General features: G+C 54.1%; 11 protein-coding genes and 1 tRNA gene. 1 reads left to right on the top strand and 11 read right to left on the bottom strand.

The genetic code is table 11. The features are described 5' to 3' along the window. Positions 1-237 precede the first annotated feature (237 nt). Complete coding sequence (locus U6037_RS23605; protein WP_322844717.1) at positions 238-2715, top strand: ATP-binding protein; 2478 nt, start codon at positions 238-240, stop codon at positions 2713-2715. A gap of 232 nt (positions 2716-2947) precedes the next feature. Here the strand turns inward: U6037_RS23605 and U6037_RS23600 are convergent, their stop codons facing one another. From U6037_RS23600 to U6037_RS23550, 11 genes are all read right to left on the bottom strand, one after another. Next, positions 2948-3313 (bottom strand): histone-like nucleoid-structuring protein, MvaT/MvaU family, encoded by a 366-nt coding sequence (locus U6037_RS23600; RefSeq protein ID WP_322844716.1) that lies wholly within the window; start codon positions 3311-3313, stop codon positions 2948-2950. 219 nt (positions 3314-3532) lie between these two features. Beyond that, the gene (locus U6037_RS23595) at positions 3533-4477 is read right to left on the bottom strand and encodes a chromosome segregation protein SMC (RefSeq protein ID WP_322844715.1); all 945 of its coding nucleotides are present in this window, start codon (positions 4475-4477) and stop codon (positions 3533-3535) included. 91 nt (positions 4478-4568) lie between these two features. Then, on the bottom strand, positions 4569-7475 hold the full coding sequence (locus tag U6037_RS23590) for a DUF927 domain-containing protein (RefSeq protein ID WP_322844714.1): 2907 nt from the start codon (positions 7473-7475) through the stop codon (positions 4569-4571). Further along, positions 7472-7744 (bottom strand): DUF3077 domain-containing protein, encoded by a 273-nt coding sequence (locus U6037_RS23585; protein ID WP_322844713.1) that lies wholly within the window; start codon positions 7742-7744, stop codon positions 7472-7474. The genes U6037_RS23590 and U6037_RS23585 overlap by 4 nt, the downstream gene beginning before the upstream one ends. Then, positions 7741-8025, bottom strand: coding sequence for a hypothetical protein (locus U6037_RS23580; RefSeq protein ID WP_252868243.1), 285 nt, complete (start codon positions 8023-8025; stop codon positions 7741-7743). Before U6037_RS23580 ends, U6037_RS23585 begins: the two co-directional genes overlap by 4 nt. A gap of 528 nt (positions 8026-8553) precedes the next feature. Beyond that, positions 8554-8859, bottom strand: a complete 306-nt coding sequence (locus tag U6037_RS23575; RefSeq protein ID WP_322844712.1) for a hypothetical protein — start codon at positions 8857-8859, stop codon at positions 8554-8556. After that, entirely contained in the window at positions 8856-9464 is a 609-nt protein-coding gene (locus U6037_RS23570) for a hypothetical protein (protein ID WP_322844711.1), read from the bottom strand. The genes U6037_RS23575 and U6037_RS23570 overlap by 4 nt, the downstream gene beginning before the upstream one ends. Further along, positions 9461-9715 carry a helix-turn-helix transcriptional regulator gene (locus tag U6037_RS23565; protein WP_322844710.1) on the bottom strand — a complete coding sequence of 85 codons (255 nt, stop codon included), beginning with the start codon at positions 9713-9715 and terminating at the stop codon, positions 9461-9463. The genes U6037_RS23570 and U6037_RS23565 overlap by 4 nt, the downstream gene beginning before the upstream one ends. A gap of 82 nt (positions 9716-9797) precedes the next feature. Further along, the gene (locus tag U6037_RS23560; RefSeq protein ID WP_322844709.1) at positions 9798-10736 is read right to left on the bottom strand and encodes a hypothetical protein; all 939 of its coding nucleotides are present in this window, start codon (positions 10734-10736) and stop codon (positions 9798-9800) included. Positions 10737-10981: 245 nt separating this feature from the next. Beyond that, positions 10982-12223 carry a tyrosine-type recombinase/integrase gene (locus tag U6037_RS23555; RefSeq protein ID WP_322844708.1) on the bottom strand — a complete coding sequence of 414 codons (1242 nt, stop codon included), beginning with the start codon at positions 12221-12223 and terminating at the stop codon, positions 10982-10984. A gap of 165 nt (positions 12224-12388) precedes the next feature. Continuing rightward, positions 12389-12473: transfer RNA gene (locus tag U6037_RS23550), tRNA-Leu, on the bottom strand. Positions 12474-12501 lie beyond the last annotated feature (28 nt).

Genomic DNA, 12501 nt, shown 5'->3' with positions numbered 1-12501 from the left:
ATCCTCGTTTGTAATTTTTCCTTCCGAAAAGGAAAGCAAAGTCATTGATCGGTGCTGACAATGTCAATCAACTAGCATACCCTGCACAGTGGCGATTGGCCATTTCTATCAATATTTATACCGTATATGCCCCCAATACATCGGAGCGCTATTAACAACATGGAAAACTATCAGCAGTCACCGCTTTGGTTTCAGGCGTTCAATGAGGCGCACGACGGGTTCGACAAGCAGCGGACCATGCTTGCGTCTGCGTTCATGGATTTTCGCGATCGAGTGTCGATGCTGGTAGCGCAGATTCATAAAGATATGCCTTCACTTACTGTCCATGACATCACTCATATCGATGCGCTGTGGTGGACCGCCTCTGAGATTGCAGGGCCTGATTATTGTCTCAATCCTGCAGAAGCCTTTGTCTTGGGCGGGGCATTTTTACTTCACGACTCTGCGCACTGCATAGCGGCTTATCCTGGTGGTATAGAGGAGATAATGGCGCTGCCTGAATGGGAAATGTACTGCTCTGTACTTGGCTATAACAGCAATGCTCTCATTAAAGGTACTGATCAGTTTCAACAAGTTTTATTTGAAGTTCTTCGTGCGCTGCATCCAAAGCAGGCTAGGGTGCTTGCCCGTCAATCATGGAGCGTATCAAATGGAAAAGAATCGATTTACCTGCTTCCCCAAGATGATCTCCGCAGAGCATATGCTGAAGTAATAGGAGAGATTGCAGAGAGTCATTGGCATTCGCATCATCAGTTAGAAAATTTACATCAAAAAAAAATAATGCCGCCCGCTTACCTAGGGCCGGCTCCATGGACGATTGATGTTTTAAAGCTTGCCCTGCTGTTACGGACGGCGGATGCAGCGCATATAGACTCTCAACGAGCTCCACGCTTTCTTCAAGCGCTAGTCAATCCGACTGGAGTTTCACTCGCACACTGGAACTTCCAGACTAAGCTTAATAGTCCAAAAAGAGATCCGGATATAATGCGAGCTGAGCTTTGCTATTCTGGCTCAAGTTTCCCCATTGATGAGCAAGATGCTTGGTGGCTCGCTTACGATACAGCGAAAATGGTCGATAAAGAGCTGAGAATGGCGGATAGGTTGCTTGTAGAGTTTCATCGGCCGAGATTTGCGGTAAAGTCTGTTGCGAACTCACACAGCCCGGAAAATTTTGCTAGAAATGTTGCAACGGAAGGTTGGCATCCTGTCGATACAAGTATAAAAATTACTAATATAAACGATATGGTGGAAAGGTTTGGAGGTGAGAAGCTCTATGGCCAACACCCATCTTCCGCCCTGAGAGAGTTGATTCAAAATTCTGTGGATTCAATCCGAGCCTGTAGGAGCCTCGGGGGGCTGGGCGAGGACGAAGGAGAACTAGTAATCGGACTTGAAGACTCTCCCCAGGGACAGTGGTTACATGTGACTGATACAGGCGTAGGAATGAGTAGATACGTGCTTACGGAAGTCCTTCTCGATTTTGGGAAGTCTCTGTGGCGTAGCGCAGATCTTCAAAGTGAATGGAAAGATCTATTATCAAAAAAATTCGAGGCGGTAGGAAAGTTTGGGATAGGCTTCTTTTCGATATTTATGCTTGGCGAAAACATTAAGATTACTACCCGCCGCTTTGAACCTAAGGAAAGTGAAAGCGCTCAATGGCTACTTGAGTTCTCCCATGGAACACATCAGCGGCCTACATTACGCCCTCCACTCGAATACGAAAAAATGAAACGTCATGGGACTCGTGTATCGGTATTGCTATTTGATGGTAAGTTGCAAGAGTTGTGTGTGAAAAAGCATCCTAATCGCCGCGCGGAAATTACTTTTCCTGAAGTTTGTGCTCAGCTGGCACCAGCATTAGACATAAACTTCTTTGTGCAAACCCCGGGTGAGGCGCGACATAGAATAGTTACTGCAAATGATTGGACGAAAATTGGCGCCTTGGATTTACTCCGCCGTATCGCTCCAGGTGAATTTGGAAATGCAGACATTACGAAGGGTGGGCCTTGGAAAAGCATAACAGACATTGAAAGCACTTCCGGCAAAGTTTTAGGAAGGGCGACTGTTTCTTATCCAAGTTATGCAAGCAGTTCAACCGGCATAGGTGTCTATAACGGAATATTTGCTGGTTTTATACCTGGCCTTGTCGGTCTTGTGAACGTTCGTCCACAAGACGACTTGGCAAGGCAGTCTGCTATCCCTAGCCTGTCTGCACTTGAACTTAAGAAGTGGGCAAATCATCAGTCTTCTTTGTTAGGAAGTTTGAATAAGGGAGTTATCTCAATTAAGGATTCCGTAATGCTGGCAGTTTATGGGGCAGAACATGAACCGCTGACATTAGGAACGTTAGCAGGTAATCCTTGCACATATGTGGAACTTCAACAGTACTGCCTTAATTCCGACATCCTTATACTACATGATGGAACGATTACGCACGACGATGATGATGAGGTGCTTTATCGTGATTTTTATAGTTTTTTTGAAAGAGATGATAAAATTCTAGAAATCGATATGTCCAGCGGGGTGTTTTGGGTTACTAAAATAGAACAGGACGGTCCCGAAAGAGCTGCCTGTTCAGTCCTTAACGCAGTACAGTATTTGTTGAACCAATCATGGGGTGGCTTTGATGTCGATGAGGACACGCAGGCTTTAGTAGGTGAAGTGCTTGGTGCAAATATTTATAGAGACTGCAATATATATACGCGGCCTAAATAAGCCTCGCCCACAAGCAATGTCAGGCGCGCCTACCTTTTCGTAAAAAGGTAGGCGTAGGTGGGAGTTAAATCTCATCATGACATTTACACCTACTAGTAAATGGACCAGTGGCCCTGCATTTGTTAGGGAGGGAAGTTGAATAGTTTTTTATGTATGACTAGTTTTTTCGAAAACGTGCCCGCCCATCAGCAAAAAGGGCCCTGAGTGGGGCCCCTTTCAGGTAAAGCTTCTTTTACTTCTGAAGCCATCCCTCGACGACGTCGGCGCCGTATTTGGCTTTCCACTCCTTCAGGACTTTGTTGTTCCCACCTTTGGTTTCGACCATTTCAGCGGTGCTCGGGTTTTTGTAAACCTTCAGTTCGCGAGGTTTGCGCTTGCCCGCTATCGGAGCAGAGGTTTGCAGGCGCGCCGAGGCTAGAGGGTCGAGCAGATTGATGATGTGTTTCAAGCTGAACCCATAATTTTCGAGCAGCTTGCGCAGCTTCGTTTCGAACTCGATTTCTTTCTTCAGTCCGTCATCACCTTTCAGTGCTTCCAGTGCCTTGAGCTGCTCGGCGAGGTGTTTTTCCAACTGACGGTATTCTGCGAGTTTGGACATGTTATTTCCTTTGTTTAGTTGGGTCCCAGGTGCTCATTTGGATGTTAGTGTAAGTAACAAGTTCAGCACAATTTCCGGCGATTCAGTTGGCTTTCGATATGCGCCATTTCCGATTTAATCGCGTTGATGGTTAGCGTTTGTATCGGACTGGTTTTGCCCGCTCCTGCGTTGATGGTCTTCAGCAGGGTATTGAGATGGGCTTTCCGAGTTTTGAGTGTGTCAGACCAGTTCGCGCTGTTCTGTATTGGTTTGTTCATTACGTTCATCCCTGCATTGTTCTGGATTGTTCATATCTGCTGGCTGTTGCGGTATTGGCAAGGTGTCGAGTTGGATTAAGTCCCGGGCGTGGTATTGGCGCGAGCGAGTTGATAGCTCTTCCCACGTCCACTTTCCAAAGTTTTCACCTTGCTCTGGAACGGCAAGCTTCATGAGCCCGATCTGGTCTCGGCCAAGCAAGTTGTAACTCGCCCATAGCTTTCCACCCGCCTCGAACAACGCTTTAGCGGCCTCATTCCATTTTTCTTCGAGTACCGTGTGCGACAGCAACAGAGCTGTTCGCTCAATATCTTTATGCGTTACCTGTGCTTCTGAGATGTATTTATCTACGGTGAGCAACTCCTGCTCCAACGCGGCTATGATCAAGAGCTGCCGACGGTTATGTTCAGCGGCGGTCGTCAGGTTCTTCGCGGCCTTTTGTGCGTCGGCGTTGGCAGTCTTCTCGCCTTCGGTGTCACCCCAAGCAACGGCCTGCGCATACGCAGTGGCAGCGTCCGTTTCAGCCTGACGGGCTTTGGTCATGTCCTCTACCGCCTGTTGTTGGATCTGTTCCAAGCGGGTACTCAGGCTGTGGCGCTTTTCTTGAAGCTCCAGCTCATCAGCCTTCCAGTTATCCATGGCCTCGATGTAACCCGTCATCAGGGAATCGCAATTGGCGAGGTTTTCTAGGCGATTGATTCGCCGGTCCAACAGATCGGCATTGAGATTGCGCGAGTCGAATTTGCCTTTCAATTCGTTGTACTTGTCCCGCAGTTCGCGCTCGCGTTCCGGTTCGATGGCGTCGTCGCTTTCCAGTATCGTCTCGAGGGGCAGCATGTCGGCGTGCAGCTGTTCTGCCTCGCTGCGCAATTGGTCGCGGCGGTCTTGCAGTTCTTGAATTTCGTTCATGGTCTGGTCTCTTTCAATTCGGTTGTGGGTTGGTTGAGTGGCTGGCGAGGCCGGGAATAAGCCGGCGCTACCTCGATCAGCAGAGATGCCTTCAGGCAGCCCGAGCCTCGCTCTCATCCATTCCCGGAATCGTCTTCACGACGTAGCAGCGTTGTGTGCCAAGACCGGGCAACCGGATCAAACTCGATGCCCTGCCATCACCTCCGGGCTCCAGAACACCTCGCTGTAGCAGTTCCTTGTTCACGGCAGTGATGTTCATGCCTCGGAAGATCTCCGAGCGCCATAACTCGGGGAGCACGTAATAGGTGTTAGTGGTGTGCAGGGAGTCGCCCAAGCCGTGCTCCAGCGTCTTGCGAAAGCCGAGGCGGTCGATGGTGCGCGGGCCGTGTTCGTCGATCTTCGCCGCCGCCGATTCCCAGCGGGTGAACCGACTTTCGCCAAAGCGCTCAATGATCTGGCGCAGCCGCGCCAAGATCGCATCCCCCTCTAAGTTCCCGGCTCCGCCTCGCTCGTTCATCCATGCGTTCAAACACACGCGAGCGGCGGTAGTGGCAGTCCCATCCGGCCAACCGGTGATGCCCATCGCGGTGGCCAGCTCACCCGCTGCAGCCGCGAGGCCGAAGCGAGCGGCTGCACGGTGTGCCTGTCCGCTGGCCGAGGCTGGTAGCGACTGAGCGATAAACCCTTCCAGCGTGCGGCGCAGGATGGCGGACCAACCGTGGCGCTTGCCCGGTTCGCACAGCGCCGTGAGAAAGGCCGTAAGCGGTGTGCCGTAATACTTCGCTACCCGTGCCTTCAGCGAGTCGGCCAGTGCCGCCGCATCCTCAAAACCGTTGAGTGTGTCGAACATGCCGAGGCCTTTGCTCGCATCGGCCGGGACCGCAAGCATGCGCACCTCCATGCCCGCTTTCAGTTCTTTGTTGGCTTCGGCCATGTGCTGAGCCAGCGTTTTCTCGCCGGTGGAGAGAAACAGTAAACGCCACTCCTGTACCTGTCGGCCTGCTTGCCCTCGATCGTTGGCGCGGGCCTTGCCGGTGCCATTGCCTAGCATGTACACGGTCTCACCGATGATGCGCGGATCGCACATGCCGATTTCGTCCAGCACCAGGAGCCCGTCGGAGTGCGCTGCAGCGATGGATTCCAGCGCGTTGTCGGTGGAGCGCCACGAACGCACCAGGCGCGGCCCGCCGTAGATCGAGGCGGCAACTTGCAGGTGCGTGGTCTTGCCGCCAGAACTGTCGCCGTACAAGTGAAAGCCACCCGATTCATGGCCAAGCATGTGTAGCAGTGGTCCCGCAAAAGCCACGCCGACGACAAACGCCAAGCGATGGTTGCCGACGCATAGCGCGCCGATCTGCTCCTGCCACTGCTCAAGCGTGCCCGCTTCGCTGATCGGAGGAAGTTGAGAGCCGGCCTCGTAGAAGTGCAGGTGTTCGCTGTGCGCGCCGACCTGCTTCTCGGGCAGAAGAAAGGCGCTGTCGTGCCAACCCAAACGCGTAACCAGTCGTGCCCGTTGCGCGCTGTCGAAGCCACCGAGATAGCTCTGCAGGTCGTTGCGTGCATTGCGTCCGGACCGGCTACCTGCCAGACGCAGCCCCATGTCTACCAATGGGCCAAGTACGTCCTTGCCGAAGTCGCCGGTCATGGTGCGCGCTGGGATGTTCCAGCGTTTTTTGGCACCGTCGGGATCGTCGAACTCGACCAGCAGGCCCCAGTTCTGGCCTTTGTCGTCGCGAGTGCGGGCAAGGATTTCCAGAGGCGAACACACTGGCCGTGCTTCGCCGTCGTCGCCCGCATAAAAGACGCCTTCGGACGTGAGGCGAAAACCACCGGGCATCAGGTCATTCTTTGGCTTCGAGGGACGCTTGGCTGCTGCTTTTGCCTTCGGTTCCGGATTAGCCTTGGCCTGCTCAGGCTCCGACTTTTCCACAACCAAACCGAACAGTTCACCGCTGCTTTCCAGCTTGGTGAGGTGGGGGGCTGTCCAGCCTTTGGCAAGCGCATCGGCTGCATCGTCGCCGTCGTCCCATTGACCACCTTTGGCGAAGTCAGCGGCGCCGTTTTTCAGCGTGGGCTTGCGCTTGAACACCTCCAGCGCGATGACTCGCACCGACGCGGCGCCGATCTCGCGCAGCTTGTCGGCTACGGTTTCCATGCAGGCTGTGCCGCTGACGTCATTGTCTGGCCACAACAAAATATCCCGACCTTTCAGCGGTGTCAGGTCGGCTTTGTGCCAGGAGTTGGACCCGTTCGGCCAGCAGGTGGCCACGTGGCCCGGCATCAGTTCGGCGGCGGCATCGGCAGCTTTCTCGCCTTCACAGAGAACAACCGGTGCGTCAGCGCGTTGGACGAGTTCATCAAGGCGCAGCAGTGGACGCGGATCGGGCAGACCCTGCCAGCGCCATTGCTTGGTTTGACCATCGGTGCGCTGACACCATGTCAGGGGTGCAAAGACCTTCTTCGGTTTGCCGTCCTCGTCAGGGGCAAGGTCGAAGCGGTAGAGCGCCATTAGGGGCTGGCCCTGAGCATCACGGTAGATCCACACCTTGGACGGCACGCCGTGCTGTCGATGCTTGGTCGGGCACTTGTTCATGGCCTCGGCCGGGATCGGCTGAATGGAACTCCACTCAGGCGCTTTTGCCTTAACGGGCGCTGGCTTCGCGTTGGCGGCGCCGGGCAATACGTTGAGCAGGTCTGCCAGTTTATTGCAGGCTTCGACGTCAGTGCCGCCGTCCAGATAGCGCACCAGATCGATCAGGTCGCCGCCCTTATCACCGGTAGCGAAGTCGGCCCATGTGCCCTTGCTCAAACTGATCTTGAGGGAACCGGAGCGCTTATCGCTGCGGGTTGGATTCGGAGCGGTGTATTCCTTGCCGCCGTCGACGCGCTTACCTTTGGGCAGCCACTGCGACAGGACCCGATCAATGTCTTTTAGTGCGGCGGCTTTCACGTCGGCGAAGCTTGGGCGTTTTGTGTTGCTGTTCGGGTGCTGGCTCATGTGTCAGCCCTCGGCAGAAACAGTGCGTCGTTGATGTCATCGATCAAGGCTTTGGCCATCTCTCCAAGGTACAAAGCAGGCCAACTGAAACGCTCACCGCTCTCACTCATGGCAGCGTCGAAGTTGAGTTGGTTGGCGTGATGCTGCAGCAGGGAAACCATCTCCAGTGCATCCTCGACCGGTACTCCGGCATTGACCCGGAACAACTTCAAGTCGGAGGCATTCACGCGAGTAAATGTAGCGTGACCGAGCGTGGTGGAGGTGTTCATAGCGCACCGCCTTTTTGCATGGCGGGCGTCGAGGTGGTGTCACCGTGCAAGGCGAGGGTTTTGATCAGGCCGAGGGTGCCGCGCACGTCCCAAAGGATGGCTGCAATAACGTGGTTTGCGAGGCGGGGTGACTCGCTGTCGAAGTGATCTTCAAGCAGCGTCAGCACCGAGTCGGCTCGCGTAATAGCGCAGGTGATGGCGTCGATGGGCACACCGGCTTCTGCTTTTGGATTCACACAAAGCAAGTCTTCAGGCAGCGAGAAACTCAGGGCATTGTTCATTGGGCACCGCCTGCGGTTTCGAGTGCGCGGGCTTTGGCCATATGGCTGTTGTAGCGGGAGAGACGTGTTGCGAGACTGGAATTGGCGTGTAAAGCGGCGAGAGCCATTGCACGGTGTGCAGCGGCGCGAATTTTGGACGGATTGAGGGCGTGCATCTGGCGAAGCTCCTATTGTTGAGGAGCTGCCACGTTCGTTACCAAGCGAATGGGTGGCAGCTGTGCGCAGGTTGGTAAACCGGGACAATAGGAACCCGGCAGACCCGAAGGTCTCCCACGCACAGCCGCCATAAAACGGATTTGCGGGCGCAAAAAAAGCGCCTGCAAAAGAGATATGGGCGCTGTTGCGCCTATTGTTCAACGGGTTACCAAGCCCGGTCGCTGAGTTTGCAGCGACGGCCAAAGAGTAACGTTCGTTTTTCGAAAGTGCAACTGCGCTGATCGCTTGCGGTTTTTTCAGGTGCGGCATAAATTGTTCGTGCATGTAGATTGACCTCTACGCCTCCGGATCGCCCCCGGAGGCGTTTTCGTTTCAGGCGTGGGCTTCCCAGCGCAGAGATAAGAGGGGCAGAAAACCGCCGCTGAGCATTGAGCGGGCGTCTTCGTAGGCTTGGGTTTGCTGGCCTTCGTCGACGATCACTGCGCCGGTTTTTTCGCAGTGGAGAGAGAGGGCACACCAGGTGCCGTCGGCCCAGCTCAGTACGCTGACCACGCGACCTCGCTTTTCCTGTTGGCTGCGGTGGCGTTCTAGACGCTGCATGAGGCGAGGCGAAAACCCGATCCGGCGGAGCACAGAAAACGGATGCATCAAGGCGTTATCAGCGATCTTCCGATTCATGCGGCCTCCTGGGCTCGGGCAAAAAGTGGCGCTGGTGTTTCGCCTTTGAGCCAAGCCAAGATCTTGCTGTCCTCAACACAGCGACGACGGTGCTCAACGGCCATTTGCTCGCGGCGTTGTGCGACACACTCTTCGACGTAACTATCCACGTCGGAGGTCAAGCGCATATCTTGGTGAGCACGCTCGCTTGTCGTCTTCTCAACGGCAAGATCCTCGTCCGTGATGAGTTGCCATACCGCAGAATCGTTCGCGAATCCCGCCGATTGATCCACTAGCCAGTAGGTGACCCAATCAGTCATGCCGTGCGACTTCAGCGAGGCGAGACGGCTTTCGCTCATGGCGAAATAGCCGGAGCCGTGAACGCTCGAAAACTCTCTACTCACCGCATTTTTGCGGATCAGTTCGGGCAGTTCCCAAGGATTTGCTTTGAGTGGAAGTACGAGACCGTCAGGGCTGAAAAAGAACGCTTCTTGCTCTTCGCCGTTCCAGCTCACGCCCGCGATGGTGCGGTGACGCCAGTTGACCGCGCCGGGCTGATAGAGGCGGAATCCGATGCTGTACGAGTCGAGAAACGGCCCTTTGATTGGGCAGTAGTTATGCTTCATGCTGCCACCAGATCACGGGCGGCGATACGCGCTCGTGTCCACGCCTGTACCTCTCCCAATACCCATGCAACTGGAGCACTTCGGGCGTTGCTGTTACTTAGCTTCACTGGGAGTGGAAATCCACTCTCAGGTTGGCGCATGAGCTTGTAGATGGTCGGGCGGGCAAGCCCGACGATTGATACCACCTCGGGCATACGGATGAGAGTCGTGGCGGGGTCGTGTGAAGCAAGGTGTTTTACTGCGGTAGTCATAGCGATCCAAACCTGCGTTTATTGAGACGACAGGCCATACGCTACGGAGAGGGAGGGGAACGGACTGTGTCCGTTCCCTTTTTTATTTGAGTGGTCGAAGACCTAGCGCGGTCAAATGATCGCGGATGGTTTTTTTGGTGCCGTGAACGGCCTGGTCGAACAGTAGGTTGGTTAGCTCTGCATCTGTCAGGTTTCGTTTCTCGATTCGCCGGCCTGCAATAATTTGCTCTGCGGCTGCCTTTATGTTTGAGCGCCGATCCATCGTTTCTATTTGTGTTTTAGAGCCTGCCTCTTGATTACCTTTGCCAGCCTCTTGCCCGCGTTTAGATGCCTTCGCTGAGAAGGCTTCGTCAAGTAGTCGAAGCATCAGACTCGATGTATTGAAGCCATTTTTGGATACATCGATGCTCTCAACCTGGCGATAGAGGCTTGCCATCAACAATGTCTGATTAGCCTCACCTTTCAAGACTGCAAACTGCTCCCTCGCTTCTATTTCAAAGCCGGCGCGGCGATTTCGTTCTTTATCGATAAGAGCCGCGTACTGGCGGGGTGAGTCCTTTCTTAGTCCCTCTATCAGATCCGCATCTATATCGTAGGTAGCGACCTCGAGCTCGAAGAGCCAATTTGAGAGTATTTCCACAGCTTGTACGCCGAGTACCAGGGCAAAAGCTGCAGCGAGTTGTGAATCTGTAGCTGGATGATCGACCCCGAGAAAGCCTCGAATGACGTTAGGCAGTGAAGCTGCTTCCCCATAGCTTGCATGTTCACCGATGGCATCCCGGAGTCGAAACAAGGTTCTTGTGACTGATTCTGCACTGGTCGCGTAGGAACCATCCTCAAGCCAGAACGAAGTTGCAACGCCGATGAGGTCGAAAGCTTCTCGGAAATGCTCGTGGAAATGGGGATACAACGCTAACTCACGCACTGCTAGTTCGGCGTCATCCATGTCCCAAATCAGACACTTCACGTCGGTTCCTGCGATTTCTAATTCTTCAGGTTCAATACCTAGCTCGATATCCATTTAGGCCGCCCCTCGCCCCGAGACAGGCGCGCTGTTCCAGCGTCGTGGATTGGATAAAGACGCTGCCGACAGGAAGGACTCGGGGATATTTCTGTTACACGACTTCGTGTCGTTACACTTGAGGCATTTGTTGTGAAAAAAACGTGTAACCGATGAATAATTCATTTTTATCAATGAGTTATATGAGTTCGTTACACCTGTAACACGCGTTACACCGATTTTTGAGTGGGGGCGATTACGTGCGCTCATACCGCCTTCCCAAACTGTCCCTGTACCACATTACCCGCTGCCATTTGCTCAAGGTGGTCGGCATACCACTGCATCATCACTACACGCTGTTCTAGGTACTGAGCCTTGTTATATACCCCTGAAATACCCTCCTCTTTGTGGGCAAGCTGCGCCTCAACGTGTTCTTTAGGCCAGCCATGTTCTCGAAGCAATGTGCTCGCTGTGTGGCGAGTCCCGTGTCCAACGAGACGACCTTTGTAGCCTATGGTGGCGAAGACCTTGTTGATTGTGTTTTCACTGATAGTCGGATTTTTTGCTCCTACTCCTGGGAAGAGCCAGCGGCTGCGACCGGTTAAGCAATACAGCTCTTTCAGTGCCGCAACGGCTTGGTGGGGAAGGGGGCATACAAAGTCCCGGCGCATCTTCATCTTGGCAGCAGGTGTAGTCCAAATGGATTTTTCAAGGTCGAATTCTTTCCATTCAGCCAATCGAACCATGCCGGGGCGTGATGCTGTCCAGACACAAAGCCATGCAGCAGTGCGGGCTGTCAGTCTGCTCGGTGTGTTTCTGAGCGCTTGGAGGAATTCAGCCAGCTCAGGCTCCAGCAAGTGTGGATGCTGCTGAGTCTTAGGAGCTTGTGCTGCAATGTCACGCAGGCGGCTGCCTGGATCATTTTCGGTGAGTCCTAGGCCGATGGCTCGGCCGAAAATCTGATTGATCCACGTGCGGCACTTTTCCGCCACGTTGTGTGCGTTTCGCGCCTCGAGGGATGCCTGGAGTTCTGCGCAGTCGGTACGGGTGATTTCGTCGAGGGGCTTATCTCCCAATGCGGGGAGGATGTCTTTGTCGAGGTAAGTACGGATTTTGTTGAGAGTGGAGGGAGCGAGGCCCTTTTCTTCTTTGGCCTTGAGCCAAGCTTCAGCAGCAGCTCGGAAGGTCCGAGTCCTGGCAGCGTCAATGGCAGCTTTGGCGGAGCGTTTTTGTTCGAGAGGATCGGCGCCGCTGCTAACTACCTTGCGTAGTTCAGCAGCTTTGTCCCGTGCCAATGCACCGCTTACTTCCGGGTAACCCCCGAGCCCCATCCAGGCCCAATTGCCCGCCGGACGTTTGTAGCGGAGCTGCCAGGATTTCCCACCATCAGGTTTGACCCTGAAGTAGAGGCCGTTTCCGTCCAGCTCTCTATATTCCTTTAATTCTGGCTCCAGCCCCGCAAGCGTTGTGTCTGCGAGAGGGCGGCGCTTGATATCTGCGCGCTTCATCCTTGTATCCCAAAGTTAGGCATTTTTCTCAGGATACAAGCAGGGATACAGGGATACAACGGATAAGGGGATACAGAGGTAGATAGACAGACACAAAAAAACCGGCTCAAGTGGCCGGTTTCTCTGGGTCTGAGAGTCTGGTAGAGACTTTCAGATACTGCTATATGGTGCCCCGAGGGAGACTCGAACTCCCACTCCTTTCGAAAACGGATTTTGAATCCGCCGCGTCTACCAATTCCGCCATCAGGGCTCAATGGCGGCGAAGTATAGAGATGAGA

Origin of the sequence: Pseudomonas sp. B33.4 (assembly GCF_034555375.1) — a bacterium.
Taxonomy (GTDB): domain Bacteria; phylum Pseudomonadota; class Gammaproteobacteria; order Pseudomonadales; family Pseudomonadaceae; genus Aquipseudomonas.
The sequence above is the reverse complement of the archived record's forward strand: the minus strand, read 5'-3'. Positions and strand labels throughout refer to the sequence as shown.